Raw genomic sequence first — 18172 nt, forward strand, 5'->3', positions numbered from 1 at the left:
TTGTCCCTCCCCCCGCTGAGGGGAAGGGGAGAGGGCCGTGGCGCTCACGGCCGCACCGCCGGTCCCGCCGGGGCGGGCTGATCGAGAACCGGCGCCCCCGGCACCATCGCGGTGCTGCGCTCGCGCACCCCGCCGGGCACGTTCGAGCGCACCTCCGGCGTGCCGAGGCTTCGCACCACGCCGGGCTCGGAGCCGAGCGCGCGGATATAGGCGGTGATCGCCTGGATCTCGCCGTCGTCGAGGAGGCCGGCATAGCTCGGCATGACGGGTGCGTAGCCCGCCACCACGTCGCGGCCGGGCTGGAGGATCGAGTCGCGGATATAGGCGGCGTCGGCGGTGGCGAAGCGGCCGCCTTCGAGCGGCACCGGGCGCTCCCAGATGCCTGCGAGGCTCGGCGCGTGCACGGCCGAGCCCGGCGCGTGGCAGCCGGCGCAGCCGCGCTCCGAGAACAGCCGCTCGCCCTGGTGGGCGAGGTCGTCGCCCTCGGGCTGGACCGACAGCCATCGAGCGTAGGCCTCGGGCTCCATCACGATCACCCGGCCGAGCATCCGGGCGTGGTCGGTGCCGCAATACTCGGTGCAGAGCAGGTGGAAGGTGCCGGTCTTGGTCGCCTGGAACCAGGCCTCGGTCTGCTGGTCGGGCAGCACGTCGCGCTTGAGCCGGAAGGCCGGGACGAAGAACGAGTGGATCACGTCCTGCGAGGTCATGATGAGCTTGACCGGCCGGTCCACCGGCACGTGCAGCTCGTTGATCTCGCGGGCCCCGTTCGAGGCCTGCGTCTTCCACATCCACTGCTTGGCGACGACGTGGATCTCGATGGCGTTCGGCGGCACCGAGTAGGCGCCGATCTCCGCCGAGGCGGCCCACCAGAAGACGAACACGAACAAAAAGATCGTCGCGGCGGTCCAGCCGATCTCGAACTCGCGCGAGACGTTCTCAGGGAGGGGATGACGGTTCGCCTTGGAGCCGCGGCGGAAGCGGATCGAGAAGAACAGGAGCAGCCCGACCACCAGGGCGAGGATCAGGGCCGAGGCGATGGTGAGCCCGATGAGGATCCGGTCGGTCAGCACCGCCTGGAGGGAGGCCGATTCGGGCATCAGGCGGCCGAACATCAGCGCCCCTCCTTCTGCGAGGCCGCCTCTTGGGGCGACGCGGCGACGGTGCCGGGCGGCGGCAGCGGGCTTGCGGCGCCGCCGCGGCTGCCGAGGGGCGGCACGCGCTCGGGCTGGAGCGGGGCGGCGTAGGCCTGTGCCCCGCGCCCGGCGAGGAGCCGCATTGCCTCCGTCACCGGCATGCGGGCGATGCCGTGGGCCCGGTCGACCCAGGCGTAAGTCTCCAGGCGCCGGCGCTGGTCGGCGAGGAGGCGGGCGAGGTCGGCCTGCGGGTCGCGTTGCAGGGCGGGGCCGTCGAAGGTGCGGGCCGGCTCGGTGTTGGGGCTGGTGATGACCGTGTCGCGGTAGACGCGCACGCCCGCGAGCGTCACGGCGACGAAGACCACGATGAACAGACCGGTGAGCAGCACCGGCTTCAGCCGGATGTCCGGCGCCTCCGGCGGCCCCTCGGCATGGCCGGCCGCGTCGTCGCGCACAGGAGCGGAGGCTTCAGGCATGCCGGAGCCTCCGCTCGATCCGGCCGGCAAGGCGAAGGCCGAGGAGCGCCACGGCGACGAGGCCGGCGAGCCACAGGCCGGCGGCGACTACCGCTCCGCCGGCCTGCGCCCCCCAGGCCGGCAGGACCAGCCAGCAGAGGCGAAGGGCCAGCCCGACGAGGACGAGGACGCCGACGAGCCGCAGGGCCCCCGGACTGCGGCGCACCGCCCCGAGGAGCAGGAGCAGAAACGGGACGACCCCGCCGGCCGCGACCGCCATCCCGATCACGGCCGGGTAGGGGCCGGCCTCGCGCCGCAGGTAGTAGGCGGCCTTCGGCGGCAGGTCGCCGTACCAGGCGACCACGTAGGACATCAGGCCGATGTAGAGGACGCCGAGCAGCGTCGCGAGGAGCAGGTTGGCGAGGTCGGGCGCGGTCTGCTCGTCGAGTCACTTCGGGCTCGCGATCGTCGCGAGCGCCAGTGCGGCAAGGAGTTGGTGCAGGGCAAACCCGGCGCCGAAAGCCGACGAGGTGAAACGCGGCTCCAGCGACAGGATCCAGTCCACCGGCACGAGGCTGATGGTCAGGCCGTAGACGGCGAGGCCGAGGCCGGCGACGAGGCGCGAGGCGCGCCCCGACAGCATCAGCCCGGCCAGCACCGCCCAGCCGAGGAGCGCGACCGCGCCGCGGGCCGTGAACAGGGCCGGGCTGAGGTAGAGGGCGGCGACCTCCGGCTTCACCGCGCCCGGATCTGCCGCCCACGGATAGAGCGCCGGCAGCGCCACCGCCACGCCGAGGAAGCCGAGGGCGACGAGCGGCAGGAGCGCGGCGACGGGGCGTAAGCATGGCCCCAGCGCCTCGCCCCAACGCCCGCCGGTGATGCGGTGGACGAGCAGCAGCACCAGGCTGCCGGCGGGGGCGGTGCCGAAGGCGATCCAGGCGAGGAGCCAGCCGCGGGCGAGGGCCTCGGTCACGGGCGCGCCTCCGGAATCTTCCCCGCCAGCCCCGGCACCTCGGCGACGCGGGCACCCTGGGAGAGCTGGAGCGCGCGGATATAGGCGGCGATCGCCCAGCGGTCCCGCGGCTCGACCCGGTTCGCGTACCGATACATCGTGCCGTACCCGTTCGTGATGACGTCGACGAAGTAGCGGGCGGGCGCCGCCCGCAGGCGGTCGTCGTGGTAGGAGGGCGGCTTGGGGAAGCCGCGGGCGACGATCATGCCGTCGCCGTGCCCGGTGAGCCCGTGGCAGGGGGTGCAGATCGCCTCGTAGCGCTCGCGCCCGCGCTGGAGCAGGGCGGCATCGATGGGGCGCGGATCGGCCAGAGCGGCCTCGTCGGCGAGCGCCCCCTGCTGCACCGTCCCGTCCGGAGGGGTACGGGCTTCGGCCCCGTCGGCCCAGAGTTCGGCGCGGCGATAGACGTCGTAGCGCTTCTGCTGCGTCATCGAGAGGTCGTCGCAGGCGCCGAGCAGCAGGAGCGACAAAAGCAGGACGGGGAGCAGGCTCCGGCCGGTCACGGATGCGTCTCCGCCACCAGTCCGGCCCCGGCCTCCTCAAGGAGCCGGCGCAGGGATTTTGGGTCGCCCTTCGGCTCCACGAGGAGCAGGAAGCGATCCTGGCTCGCCCGCTCGAATTGCGGCATCACGAACAGCGGATGATGCAGCCGCGGCAGCCCGCACGTGACGAGAAGGGCCACGAATCCCGCGACGGCTGCGGCCAGCACCCCGACCTCGAACGGCACCAGCACGAAGACCTGCCAGCTATGCAGCGGCCGGCCGCCGGAATTCAGCGGGTAATCGTGGACGGCGCTCCACCATTGCAGGGCGTAGAGCGCGGCCGCGGCGCCGAACCCGGCGAGCGCCATGACGGGCCGGATCCGGCGGGGGGCGGGATCGAAGGCCTCGGCGAGTTCTTCGAGGGGGAACGGCGTGAAGGCGTCGATGGCGCGGTGGCCTTCGCTGCGGGCGCGGCGCCAGGCGGCGACGAGGGCGTCGGGGCTGTCGAACTCGGCGAGGAGGGGCGTGGTCACGGGCGCACCTCCCGGAGGATGTCGCGCCGGCCGCCGCCAACCCTCCCCCCTCTGCGGGGGAGGGTGCCCCACGGAGTGGGGCGGGAGAGGGGACGCCGCTTCCGGATAAGGCTGAACCGTTCTGAAGGGTGCCGCGTCTTGAAGCGTCGCGCTGCCCCTCTCCCGGCTCGCTTCGCTCGCCACTCTCCCCCGCAGAGGGGGGAGGGTTGATGTCGGCGCTGATCCATCACGCCGCCCCCTCGTCCCGCGCCAGCTGCCGCACCTCGTGCATCGAGACGATCGGCAGCAGGCGCGCCAGCACCAGGAACAGGAAGGCGAACAGCCCGAGCGGGCCGATGAGGATGGCGAGGTCGTAGAGGCTGGTGTGGTAGGTCCGCCAGAGCGTGACGGCGTGGCCGTGCGAAAGCGTGTTCCAGACGATCAGGATCCGCTCGAGCCACATGCCGACATTGATCAGCACCGAGATCCCGGCGAGCCACCACAGGTTCCGCCGCACCCGCCGCCACCACAGCGCCTGCGGCGCCAGACAATTGCAGAACAGCAGCAGGCCGTAGAGCGGGGCGTAGTCGCCGGTGAAGAAGTAGCCGATCACCGTGCGGTCGGCATGCTCGCCGCCATACCAAGCGGTGAACCACTCGGTGGCGTAGGAGAATGCCATCACGATCGAGGCGAACAGCATCACCTTCGCCATGGCGTCGAAATGCGCCGGGGTGATCATCGCCTGCAAGCTCAGGCCCCAGCGGATCAGGATCGCCAGCACCACCACCATGGCAAAGCCCGAGAACATCGCGCCCACGACGAAGTAGGGCGGGAAGATGCTCTCCTGCCAGCCAGGCATCAGGCTCGCGGCGAAGTCGAGCCCGACGATCGAGTGGACCGAGCAGACCAGCGGCACGGCGAGCGCCGCCATGGTCAGGTGATAGGTCTCGTAGGCGCGCCAGTGCCGGGCGGAGTTGCGCCAGCCGAGCGCCAGGGCGCCGTAGATCACCCGGCCGGCCCGCGTGCTGGCGCGGTCGCGCATGGTGGCGAGGTCCGGCAGCAGGCCGGTGAACCAGAACAGGGCGGAGAACAAGAGGTAGCTCAGGATCGCCCAGAAGTCCCAGACCAGGGCCGAGCGCCATTGCGGCCAGAGATCCATGGTATTCGGGTAGGGTGCGAGCCAGTAGGCGTAGAGCGGCCGGCCGAGATGGATGATCGGGAACAGCCCGGCGATGGCCGCGGCGAACAGGGTCATCGCCTCGGCGAAGCGGTTGATCGAGGCGCGCCAGCGCTGGCGCGTCAGCAGCAGCATCGAGGAGATCAGCGTGCCGGCGTTGCCGATGCCGATCCACCAGACGTAATTGGCGATCGAGAAGCCCCAGACCACGGTGGTGTTCACCCCCGACAGCCCGATCCCGACCGTGAGCACCGCCCCGATGGCGCCGAGCGTCAGGACGACGAAGGGCAGGGTGCAGAGGAGCGCGATCGCCCAGGCGCGGCCAAAACCCTCGTGCTGGATCGGGTCGGCGACGGCGGCTGAGATCGCCCCGTAGCCGAGGCGCTCGGCGTCGATCAGCGGATGGGGCTGCCCGCTCACGTCCGGTCCTCCCGGGTGGGATTGCGCAGGTCGGCGAGGTAGGTGGTGCGCGGCCGGGTGTTCAGCTCCTCCATCAGGGCGTAGTGGCGCGGATCCGCCCGCTGCGCCGCCACCGGGCTGTCCGTCGCGTTCAGGTCGCCGAAGCGGATGGCGCGGGTCGGGCAGGCGGACTGGCAGGCGGTCGAGACCTCACCCATCGGGCGCCCGTCGCGCTCGGCCGCCTGGCGCTCATTGGCGATGCGCTGGATGCAGTAGGTGCACTTCTCCATCACGCCCCGGCTCCGCACCGTGACGTTGGGGTTGCGCTGCGCCCGCACCGGCTCGGCGCCGAGATTGGCGTATTCTTGCCCGTCGGCGTAGCCGAAGAAGTTGAAGCGGCGGACCTTGTAGGGGCAGTTCGCCTCGCAGAAGCGGGTGCCGACGCAGCGGTTGTAGACTTGGAGGTTCAGCCCCTCGCCGTCATGGACCGAGGCCGCCACCGGGCAGACCGGCTCGCAGGGCGCGTGCTCGCAATGCATGCACGGCACCGGCTGGAACCCGGCCTCGATCCGCTCCGGTGTCCCTGCGTCGTAGATGTCGACGCGCAGCCAGTGCATCATCCGGCCGCGGGCGATCTCCTCGGGACCGACCACCGGCACGTTGTTCTCGGACTGGCAGGCGATCACGCAGGCGTTGCAGCCGATGCACGCCATGGTGTCGATCACCATGCCCCAGGCATGGCCGTCGGCGTCGCCGGTCCAGGGGGCGAGCAGCGTCGGCTGGTCCGACCCGGTGCCCTTCGGCTCACGTGCGGCGAGCGCCGCGAGGTCGATGCGCGGGAAGAGCTTCTCGGTCTCGCCCTCGATCTGGGTGTAATTCTGCGTGCGCAGGATCGCGTGCCGTTCGTCGAGGGCTGTGAGGCTCAACCGGCGGATCAGCCGCCCCGGTCCCTCCCGCATGAACCGGTAGCCGTCGACCCCGATTCCGGTGCCGATCGGCCCGGCGCGGGACCGGCCATGGCCGAGGCTCAGCCCCGCCACCCCGTCGGCGACACCCGACACCACCGCCACCGGGGCGACCACCGAGACGCCTTTCACGGTGACGCTCAGCCCTGGCCGTCCGCGAGGCCGCGCCGCGCCGCCTCGCCGTGCGAGAGGAGGAGCGCGTTGCCCCAGACCTGCTTCGTCACCGGGTGCGGGCATTCCTGCAGCCAGGCATTATTGGCGAAGCGCCCGTCCCACAGGGCCGGGTCGGGGGTGAGGAGAAGGGCGAGGTCGCACGGCGGGGGCGCCGGCGGCAGGGCCGGCAGGACGGGATCGGGGGCAGCGACCGGGGCGGCAGCGCTGGCCGGGATCGTCCCGTCGTGCAGGCAGCGGCGCCACCACCCGTCGAAATCCCGGTCGTCCGGGCGCCGGTGCTGCTCCCAGGTGCCCTGCCAGGTCTCCCGGACGATGTCGTAGCCGCGCCGCGCCTCGGCGCCGGTGAGGAGGTTCAGGATCTCGTGCACCGAGCGGCCGCCGTAGAGCGGCCGCAGCAGCGGCTGGACGAGGCTCGCCGTGCCGTCAGTCGCCCGCAGGTCGGACCAGGATTCGAGGTCGTGGGCGAGCGGCAGGTGCCAGTGGGTCCCGTCCGCGGTCTCGTCGGCATGGGTGCCGACCTGGACGCTGAACGGCACCCGGCGCAGCAGCTCCGGGAAACCGAGGCCGGCCGGTGCGGTCTGGACCGGGTTCGTGCCGAGGATGGCGAGGCAGGAGACGCGACCCGCCGCGATGTCCCCGCAGAGCCCCGCGAGGTCGCCCGGCGGATGGTCCGGCAGGGTGTCGGGCGGCGCGATCCAGTCCACCGGCGCCGCGAGCCGGGCGTTGAGCCAGTGGGCGAGGGTGTGGAAGCCGGGCTCCAGCGCCTCGCCGACGAGCACCACCGCGCGGCCGTGATGCGCGCGCAGATCCGCCAGGATGTTGTCCGCGAATTTGCGCTCGGCCTCGGCCAGGGCGGGTTCGGGCAGGCCGGCGCCGAAGCCGTTGGCGAGGTGGACGAGGAGGGCAGCGACCGCCGGCGGTGCCAGGGCGCGGCGCTCGTCGGCCTTGATGCCGGTCGGCGTCGGCAGGCCTTCCGCGACGAAGAGCCGGCCGAACCGGGAGGGATCGCGGCGGCGCTCGATCAGGGCGGAGGACAGCCGGATCTGATCCGGCCCCGGCCCGAGGGGATCGGCCTCCAGGCAGACCACGATCTCGGCCCAATCGAGCCGGGGCAGGGCGCGCAACGGGCGCCCGAAGGCCAGGGCGGCGCCTGCCCGGGCATTCGCCTCGTCGAGCGGCTCGTGGACGTGCCAGACGGCCTCCGGCATCGCCTCCCGCAGGGCCGCGATCTGGCGCAGCAGCGTCGGCGAGGTGACCCGCCCGGTCAGTAAGCGGAAGCCCGCCCCGCGGCGCGCCCGCGCCTCGGAGAGCGGCCGGGCATAGGCCTTGCCGAAGGCCTCCCACGAGGCGATGCCGGCGACGCGCTCGCTCGGCGCGCGGGAGCGGTCGGGGTCGTAAAGATCGAGGATTGCGGCTTCGAGGAAGACGTCGGTGGCGCCGCGGCTCGCGGGATGGAGCGGGTTGCCCTCGATCTTGATCGGACGGCCGTCGACCGCGACGGCGTGGGCGCCCCGGGCGAAGCCGGCGAGGGGCAGCGCCGTGGCGTAACGCGCCGGCACCCCGGGCAGGAGCTGCTCGGGCTGGCGCACGTAGGGAAGGATCTCCTCGTCCGGCCGGGAGCAGCCCCCGGCGGCCAGCGCGATGCCGGCGCCCAGCAGCCGCAGGGCCTCGCGGCGATGGAGGCCGGTCAGCGGTGGCATATCGAGCACTCGCTCAAGCGCACCGGCGATTTCACGTGGTAGGCGGCGGCAAGCCGCGCGCCCTGCTCCGCCTGGTCATCGGGCGGCGTCCAGATCATGTCGAACACCGCCTCGCGCGGACGCAGGTTCGGAGCCGGGTTGCGATGGCAGTCGAGGCACCAGCCCATGGTCAGGGGCGCCACCTGGCGCACCAGCTTCATGGTCTGGACCGCGCCGTGGCAGGTCGCGCAGCCGACGCCCTTGGCGACGTGGACCGAGTGATTGAAGTAGACGTAGTCCGGCAGGGCGTGGACCCGCCGCCAGACCAGCGGCCGCCCCTCGGCGAGGCTGGTGCGAACGGGGGCCAGCATCGGCGCGTTGGTCCAGATCTGCGAGTGGCAGCTCATGCAGGTCTCCGTCGGCGGGATGCCCGCGAAGGCGGCCTTCTCGACCGAGGTGTGGCAGTAGCGGCAATCGATCCCGAGCCCGCCGACGTGATGCTCGTGGCTGAACGGCACCGGCTGCTCGCGGGTCACGTCCTGGGCGGTGGCGTAGGGCGAGCGCCACAGGGTGGTGGCCATCCCGACCGCGAGGACCGGAACGACGGCGATGCCCGCGAGGACGACGCGCGCCAGGGTGTCGGCACCGGGACGAAAGATCTGCGCCATTCCGCCTGCGCTTTCGCTCCCCGATCCCGGACGGCGTTCGCGCGCCGTGCCATATCTTTATACTCAATATATGTATTTAGGTTCCGTCGACGGGAGCCGGGGAACCGCCGCGGCGGGTGCGAAGGGGGCGAGCCCGCCGTCCTCGCCGCCCCGGATGGCCTCGACCGCTTGGACGTCCTGGCTAATCTCCGCTCGCCTGAAAAATTCGACCCGCACGCATCCTGCATCGCATGAGCTGACAGTATTCAGCAATTAACATGGTTTAAGAGCACGATATTTCCGGGCCGGGGGGGCGGAACGAGATGTTCAATAAGCTGTTGGCTGCAACAGGCAGGAAGGCCGCGCCATGACGGCCAGTCAAGCCATGACGCGGGACGTCTCCTCGCGCAACCCGAGCCGACGGTCCCCGACATCGCGAATACGCTGGCGGATGCCGGCACCGGGCCGGTCGCCGAGAGCGAGCGTATCGTCGGCAGGTCGGCCACAGGCGGAGGAACGCGAATGCACGGCGAGGAAGACATCGCCCATTACGACGGCCCCTCCGGCGGCTGGGGTTCCGTGCGGGGCATCTCCCGGATCTTCGGCAAGGAGTGGGCGACGCCGCTCGCCACCGAGACCCTGTTCCGGCAGAACAAGCCCAAGGGCTTCATGTGCGTGTCCTGCTCCTGGGCGAAGCCCGCGAACTACCATCCCTTCGAGTTCTGCGAGAACGGCGCCAAAGCGACCCTGTGGGAGTTGACCACGCGGCGCTGCACGCCCGAGTTCTTCGCCAAGCACACGGTCACGGAACTGCGGGAGTGGACGGACTACGACCTCGAACAGCAGGGCCGCCTGACCCATCCGATGCGGTACGATCGCGCCAGCGACAAGTACGTGCCCTGCGGCTGGGACGAGGCCTTCCGGGAGATCGGGTCGGAGCTGAGGCTCCTCGACCCGAAATCGGTCGTGTTCTACTCGTCGGGGCGCGCGAGCCTGGAGACGTCCTACCTCTACGCGCTGTTCGCCCGGCTCTACGGCTGCAACAACCTGCCCGACTCCTCCAACATGTGCCACGAGACCACCTCGGTGGCGCTCAAGAAGGTGATCGGCGCGGGCGTCGGCACGGTGGTGTTCGACGATCTCCAGAACTGCGACGCGATGTTCTTCTTCGGCCAGAACACGGGGTCGAACAGCCCGCGCTTCCTGCACCCGCTGCAGGAGGCGGCCAAGCGAGGCGTGAAGATCGTCACCTTCAATCCCGTGCGCGAGCGAGGCCTGGAGTTCTTCACCAACCCGCAGAGCCCGGTCGAGATGCTGACGGGCAAGGAGACCCGCATCAGCATCCAGTACCACCAGGTCCGGCCCGGCGGCGACATCGCCGTGCTCATGGGGATCTGCAAGCACGTCTTCGCGGCCGATGACGAGGCGCGCAAGCAGGGCAGGCGCGTGCTCGACGTCGATTTCATCGCGCAGCACACCAGCGGTCTCGAGGCCTTCGAGGCGAAGGTCCGGGCGACCGGCTGGGACCAGATCGAGCGCGAATCGGGGCTGAGCCGGCAGGATATCGAGGCCGCCGCCCAAGTCTACGTCGAGGCGGATCGCGTCATCGGCATCTACGGCATGGGCCTGACGCAGCACATGCACGGCTTCGAGAACGTTGCACTGTTCGTGAACATGCTGCTGCTGAAGGGCAATATCGGTCGCGACGGCACCGGCATCTCGCCGGTGCGCGGCCATTCCAACGTCCAGGGACAGCGCACGGTCGGCATCACGGAAAAACCCGAGCTGGTGCCGCTCGACCGCTACGCGGCTCAGTTTGGCTTCGACCCGCCGCGCGACAAGGGCATGAATACGGTCGAGGCCTGCGAGGGCATCCTGTCCGGCAAGGTCCGGAGTTTCTTCGGCCTCGGCGGCAATTTCGTGCGCGCCATTCCCGATCGCGACCGCATGGAAAAGGCCTGGACGACGATGCGCCTTACCGTGCAGGTCGCCACCAAGCTCAACCGCTCCCACCTGGTGAACGGCGAGATCGCCTACCTGCTGCCCTGCCGCGGCCGCACCGAGGAGGACGTGCAGGCGAGCGGGCCGCAGGCCGTCAGCATGGAGGACACCTTCAGCTGCATCTACGGCTCGCTCGGACGCCGCACGCCCGCCAGCGAGCACCTCAAGTCCGAGGTCGACATCGTGGCGGGCTTCGCCAAGGCGACGCTCGCACCTAACCCGAAGGTAAAATGGGACGAGTGGGTCGGCGATTACGGGCTGATCCGCGACCTGATCGCCGAGACCTACCCCGAGCAGTTCCACGGCTTCAACGAGCGGATGTGGACGCCCGGCGGGTTCTACCGGGGCAACTCGGCCCGCGAGCGGATCTGGAAGACGCAGAGCGGCAAGGCCGACTTCACGACGCCCGAGACGCTGTCGGCGACCGGCTGGCCGGACGCGCCCGGCCGCTACCGGCTGATCACGATGCGCTCGAATGACCAGTTCAACACCACCATCTACGGTTACAGCGACCGCATGCGGGGGATCGAGGGCACGCGCGACGTGCTCCTCATCAACCCCGACGAGATGCGGCGGGCGAACCTGCAGGAGGGTCAGGTCGTTTCGCTCGTCGGCGATGCCGAAGACGGGGTCGAGCGCGCCGTGTGTGGCCTCAAGGTGGTGCCGTTCGCCCTGCCTGATGGCTGTCTCGGTGCCTACTACCCCGAGATGAACCCGCTGATGCCGCTCTCGCACCACGACGGGCCGTCGAAGACGCCGGCCGCCAAGTCGGTGCCGGTGCGGATCCGGGCATCGGGCGAGCGGGGGGATGTCACGGACAGGCGCGAGCCGCCGGGGCACACGACGCATCCGGTGTGACGGGGAGTGGCGCGCCCTGACGTGACGAGCGGCGTCGGATAGGCTTGTCCGCCCTCTCGGAACAAGGCCAGCGCACTTCCGTTGCGCCCCTTTCCAGCGAAGGGGCCCCTCGTGTTTCCTGCCTGGCTCGACGCCCTCTCCCTCGCCGCCCTGCTGGTCGGCGCAGTCTGTGCGTTGATCGTCTCCATCGACGTAATCCGGCGCCCGCAGCACATGACGGTCATGAACGTGGTTTGGCCCGTCACGGCCCTGTTCGGCACTGGGGCGGTCGTCTGGGCGTACTTCCGCTATGGCCGGATGGCGAGCAGGGCGGCGCATCACGCGGCGTCGACCCACAGAACCGAGGCACCCTTCCCGGTGATGGTCGGCAAGGGCGCGCTCCATTGCGGCAGCGGCTGCATGCTGGGCGACGTCGCCGCCGAGTGGCTGGCCTTCCTGGTGCCGGCGGTGGCGGTCTGGTTCGGCTGGAAGTCGCTCTTCTCCGAGAAGATGTATGCGGTCTGGATCCTCGACTTCCTGTTCGCCTTCGGGCTCGGCATCGTGTTCCAGTACTTCGCGATCGTGCCGATGCGCAGTCTCCCGCCGGGCGAGGGGATCGTCGCGGCCCTGAAGGCCGACACCGCCTCGCTGGTCGCCTGGCAGGTCGGCATGTACGGCTTCATGGTCTTCGCGCAATTCTACCTCTTCGGGCACCTGCTCGGGCACCGCGCCGCGGTGAACACGGCCGAGTTCTGGTTCGCCATGCAGGGCGCCATGATCGCCGGCTTTTTCACGAGCTATCCGGTGAACTGGTGGCTGGTGCGGTCGGGCATCAAGGAGCGGATGTAGCCGCGCCACCCGGACGGCCGATCGCGGCAATGAAGCCCCACATCGATCAGCAGTAATCGACCGCGGTGGCGAAGGGCTGTCGAACCAGCTTCACCCCCTCGCCGCCCAGGATCTCGATGCAGGTCTCCCGGTCGTGGCGGAACACGCGCAGATCGACCTTCTGTTTCCTGACGCTGAAATCCGCCAGGGTGAGTTCCGGCAGCCAGTCCGGCAGGTACGGGTCGGTCAGGATCGTGTGGGATTTGGCATCCACCCAGGTGCCCATCAGGGCATGCAGCAGGCTGAACACCGAGCCCGCCGCCCACGCCTGCGGGACGTTCGCACCGCGATACTGCACCGGGAACGGTGACTCGGCCCGGCTCGTCCCGGCGAACACCTCTGGGAGACGGTTTAGCATGAAGCGCTCGCCCGCTGCGATCAGGCCAGCCGCGATGCGGGCCGCCTCGGTGCGAAAGCTGTACTGAGCCAGTCCGATCGCGATCAGGCCGTTGTCGTGCGGCCAGACTGCTCCGATCTGATAGTCGTGTGGATTGTAGGCCGGATGATCCGCCGACAGCGTGCGCACGCCCCAACCGCTGAACATGTCCTCGGCCATCAACCGACGCGCCACGGCCGCAGCCCGCTCGGGGGGCACGATCCCCGACCACAGCAGGTGACCGGGGTTCGAACTGACGCTCATCACCCGCCGCTTCTCGGGGTCGAGGCACAAGGCGTAGAACTGCGCGTCCTCGTCCCAGAAGGTGGCGTTGAAACGGCGATGCAGATCGTGCGCCTTCTCCCTCAACGCGCGGGCCTGATCCGCCCGGCCGAGTGCGTCGTACATCGCGGCCATCCGGCGCCACGCGTCGTAGACGTAGCCCTGTAACTCGCACAGCGCCTTCGGCGCGGGCACGTCGTTGCCGTTCTCGTCGAGGACGGCATTGTCCGCGTCCTTCCAGCCCTGGTTCTCGGCTCCGTCGGTTGCGCGGCGCCGGTACTCCTGGAACCCGTCTCCATCCAAGTCCCCGTCTGCGTCGATTCAGGCAAGGCAGCGCTCGGCAGTGACAAGGTGGCGCTCGATCAGGCCGCGGTCGCCCGTGTACTGCCACGCGCGATGCAGCAGGATGAGGTAGAGCGGCGTGGCGTCGGCGGTGCCGTAGTACGGCCAGTACGGGTTCAGGTGCAGGCTGGCTATCTCGCCGCGGCGCAGTTCGTGCGGGATCTTGCCCGGCTGCATGTCTCGCGAATCGTCCGCCTCGGTGGCTTGGTAACGGGCCAGCAGCTCAAGCGCACCGCGAGCGAAGTCCGGGTAGATCGGCACGGTCTGGATCGCGGTGATCAGGCTGTCGCGCCCGAACAGGGCGGCGAACCACGGGATGCCGGCAGCCGGCACGAAGTTGTTGAAGTCCGTGCCCTCGAAGGGCAGCCGCAGAGCGGCGAGGTCGTCGAAGGACTGGTCGTAGAGCTGCTGCAGGCCGATGTGCGGCGTGCGCAGGCGCGTGGCCCCATCGCGCCAAGCCTGAAGGCCGACGCTCGGCCCGGACCGTTCGCGCTCAGCGAACCTGAGGCCCGGTCCGTCGAGCGTTCGGTCACCATCGATCCAGCAGTAGTCGAGGTCAGTGCTCCAAGACCGCCGGGGATCGAGTTCGAGCAGGAAGCACAGCGCGCCGTCGCGCAGGACTGGCCGATGTGCGCCGTCCGCCGGACCGACCGAAAGCCCGCGACGGAAGCTGCCGTTGGTGTGGACCGTCGTGATGCAGCCCTTCTCGCAGGACCAGCGGCTGCAGGTTTGGCCGCGCGTGACGATCCGGCGAGCCTTCACGTCGAAGAGGTCGGCGAAGTCGCAGGAGAAGCGCACGGCGAGGGAGAGGCGCACGGGGATGCGGTTGTGGTTGCGCACCGTGAGCGTCTCGCGCATGCCGCCCTGCTCGAGCAGGCGCGACAGGGTGAGGCTGATGCTGCCGGCGGGCACCTCGCCGTCGTCTTTGGGCAGGACCGGGTTCACCAGCACGACCTGAGCGGCGAAGGGGTCGGTGGCAGCGGAATTCAGCACTTGCCAGGGCCGGTCGTCGACCGTCGCCATCCAGGCACTGACGAGGCGGGTGTCGCGGAAGAACAGGCCGCGTTCGCTCGGCTGATGGATCTGGCCATCGATCTCGGTGATGAGCACGCTCTCGCCGACGTTGATGGTGATCTGAGCCGGACCGACGCCGATCTCGTAGGCCATGCACGCGCCTCTCCGCGAAATGCCCAGCGACGCCGGAGCACAGCCGGCTTGATCTGAACGCACGACACTGCCTGGAAGATCGCCCGTGGTGTGCGAGTTTCAGCAGTCAAATTCGGGGTACGACGCCGTCTCGTGGCGACCGCACGACGCTCCAGACTCTCCGAGCCGTCATGTCGCCCGTCGTCATCCACGCAGGCCGTGGGAGGGCATGAAAGGGGGAGAGCGAGAAAGATATTGCGCCCGATTAAGTCGGCGCGTCACGGTACATTCATCAGGGCGGTCAAGCGGTGTCCGTCCCGTGTGCTTTAGAAATCCCGAGGCTACAGAAGAGTCCCAGCACAAACTCGTGTCGGGGTCTTTCGCGCTTGCGGGTACGTTGGATAGCAAGCTCGGCGGACAGGATCGCGCAGCGCGGGCAATATGGATCGAGCTTGCAGCCCACCGTCAGCGACCTGGCCGCTCACGTGAGCATGTCAGGACTGGAGCGGAGCGGGGCAGCTCTCGACCGGGCGGCCCCGTTCTGCCCGCGTCAGGCCGCCTTCTGGTTGACCTTGCTGTCGGCCATGGCTGTCAGCTTGGCGTCAGTCGCCTTCTCCTCCTCGAGGTTCTGCTGGAGCACACTGGCGCAGTCCGCCCGGCCGAGCTGCTTGGCCCAGGCGATGAGCGTGCCGTAGCGGGTGATCTCGTAGTGCTCCACCGCCTGCGCTGACGCGAGCAGGGCCGCGTCGAGGACCTTCTTGTCGCCGATGTCGCCAGCCGTCTCGTTTGCTTCCTTGATAATGCCGTCGATGGCGGGGCAGTCCACCGCCTTCGGTGAGTGCCCGTGCATCTGGAACACCTGCTCTAAGCGCTTGATCTGGCCTTCCGTTTCGCGCAGGTGGGTCTCGAAGCCTTGTTTCAGTTGTGGATCTGTCGCCTTAGCGATCATCTTAGGCAAAGCTTTGGTAATCTGGGTCTCGGCGTAGTAGATGTCCTGCAGCGTGTGGACGAACAGGTCGTCCAGGGTCTTGATGTCGGCGGTGAACAGGCCCATGGCGGCGCGCCTCCGGCAGAGTGGCCCGCGCGATGCGAGCCTTGTGTGGGACAACGCCGGGGGCGAGACCGAGTTCGGCATCCGAGGCTTGGTCGGCGTCGGGATCGAAGAACGGAGGTGGGCCTGCGCCTCCGTTGCAGCGTACCAACCAAGTCAGCTGTCTAGCTCCGTATCCCGCGTCCACGTGGAGGCCTGAACAGGCGGCAAGGGCTCCGATTGCCAAGTTTAGCACACCCCGCTCGTCGCTATGATCGTTACGATGGTTCGCCCGACCCGCGACAGCACTCATGGACGGGCCGGACGACGTCGCTCCGCCAACCGACCCTGATTGGATGTGTTCGAACCTGCGTCAACAATGCACGAGCCTTGGCAGCATCCGGTGAAGCCGCAAGTGGGGGAGCAGCCTGATACCCTGCAGCGGATAACAGGGCAGCCTTCTATAGGTCCGTCACACGGCCTGGACAGCCGCCTCTCGAGGCCAGTGGCGCAACGTGACACACGCCTTCAGGAATGTGGCCGTGTCCTCTGGACCATGCAGGGCGACGAAGCCCTCGTCCAGCTCCGTAAGCCCCGCCTTCTCGAACAGTGGTTTGGCCGAGTCGGCATAGGCGATGAACTTGGCGTGCGCGTAGGCGTCGCTGACGAAGTCCTTCGCGGTCGCCTCGTTTGCCAGGAGCTGGGCGCCATCGGCGGAGGGCAGGACAGCCACTGCATCATAGAGCACGGACGGACCGCCGTTCACCTTCTGATGCGCCGGATGATGACGGCCGTCGCTCGCGATGACGCCGCCGATCTTGGGCGCGACGAGTTCTAGCATCGCGCCAGCCTGCGCGACGGCGGACTGCAGCGCGGCGAGCAACCCGGCATCCACCCCATCCGTCACCAGGGCGCCGACCTTGCGCCCGGTGAATGCCTTCGGCGGGTTGCGCAGGATCGAGAGCGCCGGCGAGGGGGCCAAGTCTTTCACGACGGGTCGGGCCGGCTCGGCGGCAGGCGGCAGGTCGGCGAGGCCAAGTCCGTCGGCCACGCGATTGGCCAGATCCTCGTCCACATGCCGAAGGTGCGAGACCATCCGCGCCCGGATCGCCGGGGTTTCGACTTTGCTCAGCTCGAACACGAAGGCGTTCTTGATGTGCGTCTGCTCCGTTTCGGTCTGACTGATGTAGAACTGCCGGGCTTGGCTGTAATGATCGGCAAACAGTTCGGCACGCATCCGCCGCTTCGGCCCAGCCTCCTCGGCAGCGAAGGAGCGGAAGCCGCGTTCGCGCGACTCGCGCGGGCCGCCTGCCGCCCCCCAGGAGTTCGGCTCGTAGTTCGCCCGGCCCCGCGGATTGCGCATCGCCATGTGGCCATCCTGCTGGAAGTTGTTGACCTCCACCTTGGCCGCGTTGACCGGAATGTGCGTGAAGTTCGGGCTGCCGAGCCGCTTGAGCTGCGTGTCCAGGTAGGAGAAGTTGCGCCCCTGCAGCAGCGGGTCGTTGGTGAAGTCGATTCCCGGCACAATGTTCTGAGTGCAGAAGGCGACCTGCTCGGTTTCGGCGAAGAAATTATCGACGTTGCGGTCGAGGACGAGGCGGCCAACACGCCGCACCGGCAGCACCTCCTCAGGAATGATCTTGGTCGCGTCAAGCACATCAAACGGGAACTGGTCGGCAAAGGCGTCGTCGAAGAGCTGCATGCCGAGCTCCCATTCGGGGAAGTCGCCCGCCTCGATCGCGTTCCAGAGGTCCCGCCGGTGGTAGTCCGGATCGGCGCCGTTGATCTTGACCGCCTCGTTCCACACCACCGACTGAAGGCCGAGCTTCGGCTTCCAGTGAAACTTGACGTAGGTCGAGCGGCCTTCGGCGTTGACTAGCCGGAAGGTGTGGATGCCGAACCCCTCCATGAACCGGAACGAGCGCGGGATGGTACGATCCGACATGATCCAGAGGGCCATGTGCGTGGCCTCCGGGGAGAGCGAGATGAAGTCCCAGAAATTGTCGTGGGCCGTCTGCGCCTGCGGGAAACCGCGGTCAGGCTCCTGCTTGGCGGCGTGGACCAGGTCTGGGAATTTGATGGCGTCCTGGATGAAGAAGATCGGAATGTTGTTTCCGACAAGGTCCCAGTTGCCGTTGCGGGTATAGAACTTAACTGCGAAGCCGCGGGCGACGTCGGGCGAGCCCTTGTTTCCCGCCACAGTCGAGAATCGCACGAAGACCGGCGTCCGCTCGCCCTTGCGCTGGAACAGGTCGGCCGCGGTCAGGTCGCTGAGCGGCTTGTAGGTCTCGAAGAAGCCGTGCGCGCCGAAGCCGCGGGCGTGCACGACCCGCTCCGGGATGCGTTCGTGGTCGAAGTGGAAGAGCTTCTCGCGGAAGTGGAAGTCCTCTAGCAAGGTCGGCCCGCGCGCCCCGACCTTAAGGGAGTTCTGGTCGTCTGCGACGGGAACGCCTTGCTGTGTGGTCAGCACGGGGACTTCGCCCTCTGCGACCTGATGGGTCTCGCCACCCGCGCCTCTCAGGATGGTCTCCTCGCCGAGCTTGGCTCTGGTGAGGTCACCGGAAATATGTGTGCCCATCGCGATCTCCTGTGGCGGGGCAACCGCAGCCTGCGCCCGCTGTTCCCCGCCACCAAG

At 69.1% G+C, this 18172-nt stretch carries 14 protein-coding genes and 1 pseudogene; 2 read left to right on the plus strand and 13 right to left on the minus strand.

Features of this window, described 5'->3' with window-relative positions; genetic code table 11:
- Window positions 1-44 precede the first annotated feature (44 nt).
- From coxB to VQ02_RS24845, 9 genes and pseudogenes are all read right to left on the minus strand, one after another.
- Complete coding sequence (coxB, locus tag VQ02_RS24810; protein WP_048446909.1) at window positions 45-1112, minus strand: cytochrome c oxidase subunit II; 1068 nt, start codon at window positions 1110-1112, stop codon at window positions 45-47.
- On the minus strand, window positions 1112-1609 hold the full coding sequence (locus VQ02_RS24815) for a hypothetical protein (protein ID WP_048446910.1): 498 nt from the start codon (window positions 1607-1609) through the stop codon (window positions 1112-1114). The genes coxB and VQ02_RS24815 overlap by 1 nt, the downstream gene beginning before the upstream one ends.
- Complete coding sequence (locus VQ02_RS39925) at window positions 1602-1961, minus strand: hypothetical protein (protein WP_342447848.1); 360 nt, start codon at window positions 1959-1961, stop codon at window positions 1602-1604. The genes VQ02_RS24815 and VQ02_RS39925 overlap by 8 nt, the downstream gene beginning before the upstream one ends.
- Window positions 1962-2036: 75 nt before the next feature.
- Window positions 2037-2561, minus strand: a complete 525-nt coding sequence (locus VQ02_RS39930) for a hypothetical protein (protein ID WP_342447849.1) — start codon at window positions 2559-2561, stop codon at window positions 2037-2039.
- The gene (locus tag VQ02_RS24825) at window positions 2558-3103 is read right to left on the minus strand and encodes a c-type cytochrome (protein ID WP_048446911.1); all 546 of its coding nucleotides are present in this window, start codon (window positions 3101-3103) and stop codon (window positions 2558-2560) included. Before VQ02_RS24825 ends, VQ02_RS39930 begins: the two co-directional genes overlap by 4 nt.
- Window positions 3100-3615: a DUF3341 domain-containing protein gene (locus VQ02_RS24830; RefSeq protein ID WP_048446912.1), complete on the minus strand. Its 516-nt coding sequence runs from the start codon at window positions 3613-3615 to the stop codon at window positions 3100-3102. Before VQ02_RS24830 ends, VQ02_RS24825 begins: the two co-directional genes overlap by 4 nt.
- Window positions 3616-3841: 226 nt before the next feature.
- On the minus strand, window positions 3842-5191 hold the full coding sequence (nrfD, locus tag VQ02_RS24835; protein ID WP_048446913.1) for an NrfD/PsrC family molybdoenzyme membrane anchor subunit: 1350 nt from the start codon (window positions 5189-5191) through the stop codon (window positions 3842-3844).
- Window positions 5188-8009, minus strand: a pseudogene (locus tag VQ02_RS24840) (4Fe-4S dicluster domain-containing protein). The gene nrfD and the pseudogene VQ02_RS24840 overlap by 4 nt, the downstream one beginning before the upstream one ends.
- The gene (locus VQ02_RS24845; protein WP_048446914.1) at window positions 7997-8656 is read right to left on the minus strand and encodes a cytochrome c3 family protein; all 660 of its coding nucleotides are present in this window, start codon (window positions 8654-8656) and stop codon (window positions 7997-7999) included. The pseudogene VQ02_RS24840 and the gene VQ02_RS24845 overlap by 13 nt, the downstream one beginning before the upstream one ends.
- A 501-nt stretch (window positions 8657-9157) precedes the next feature.
- Between VQ02_RS24845 and VQ02_RS24850 the strand changes: the two genes are divergently transcribed.
- Both VQ02_RS24850 and VQ02_RS24855 read left to right on the plus strand, forming a co-directional pair.
- A complete protein-coding gene (locus tag VQ02_RS24850; RefSeq protein ID WP_048446915.1) occupies window positions 9158-11494 on the plus strand; it encodes an FdhF/YdeP family oxidoreductase in 2337 nt (778 codons plus the stop codon).
- Between the two features lie 111 nt (window positions 11495-11605).
- Window positions 11606-12322, plus strand: coding sequence for a DUF4396 domain-containing protein (locus VQ02_RS24855; RefSeq protein ID WP_048446916.1), 717 nt, complete (start codon window positions 11606-11608; stop codon window positions 12320-12322).
- Window positions 12323-12368: 46 nt separating this feature from the next.
- Here VQ02_RS24855 and VQ02_RS38785 read toward each other — a convergent pair whose 3' ends face one another.
- The 4 genes from VQ02_RS38785 to VQ02_RS24875 all read right to left on the minus strand — a co-directional run bounded on the left by VQ02_RS38785 (window position 12369) and on the right by VQ02_RS24875 (window position 18115).
- Window positions 12369-13322, minus strand: coding sequence for an amylo-alpha-1,6-glucosidase (locus tag VQ02_RS38785; protein ID WP_209437061.1), 954 nt, complete (start codon window positions 13320-13322; stop codon window positions 12369-12371).
- An 18-nt stretch (window positions 13323-13340) separates the two neighbouring features.
- Window positions 13341-14528 (minus strand): amylo-alpha-1,6-glucosidase, encoded by a 1188-nt coding sequence (locus VQ02_RS38790; protein WP_209437062.1) that lies wholly within the window; start codon window positions 14526-14528, stop codon window positions 13341-13343.
- A 529-nt stretch (window positions 14529-15057) separates the two neighbouring features.
- Window positions 15058-15561: a YciE/YciF ferroxidase family protein gene (locus VQ02_RS24865; RefSeq protein ID WP_048446917.1), complete on the minus strand. Its 504-nt coding sequence runs from the start codon at window positions 15559-15561 to the stop codon at window positions 15058-15060.
- 448 nt (window positions 15562-16009) lie between these two features.
- The gene (locus VQ02_RS24875) at window positions 16010-18115 is read right to left on the minus strand and encodes a catalase (protein ID WP_048446919.1); all 2106 of its coding nucleotides are present in this window, start codon (window positions 18113-18115) and stop codon (window positions 16010-16012) included.
- Between the last annotated feature and the right edge of the window lie 57 nt (window positions 18116-18172).

The organism is Methylobacterium variabile, from assembly GCF_001043975.1.
GTDB classification, from domain to species: Bacteria; Pseudomonadota; Alphaproteobacteria; order Rhizobiales; family Beijerinckiaceae; genus Methylobacterium; species Methylobacterium variabile.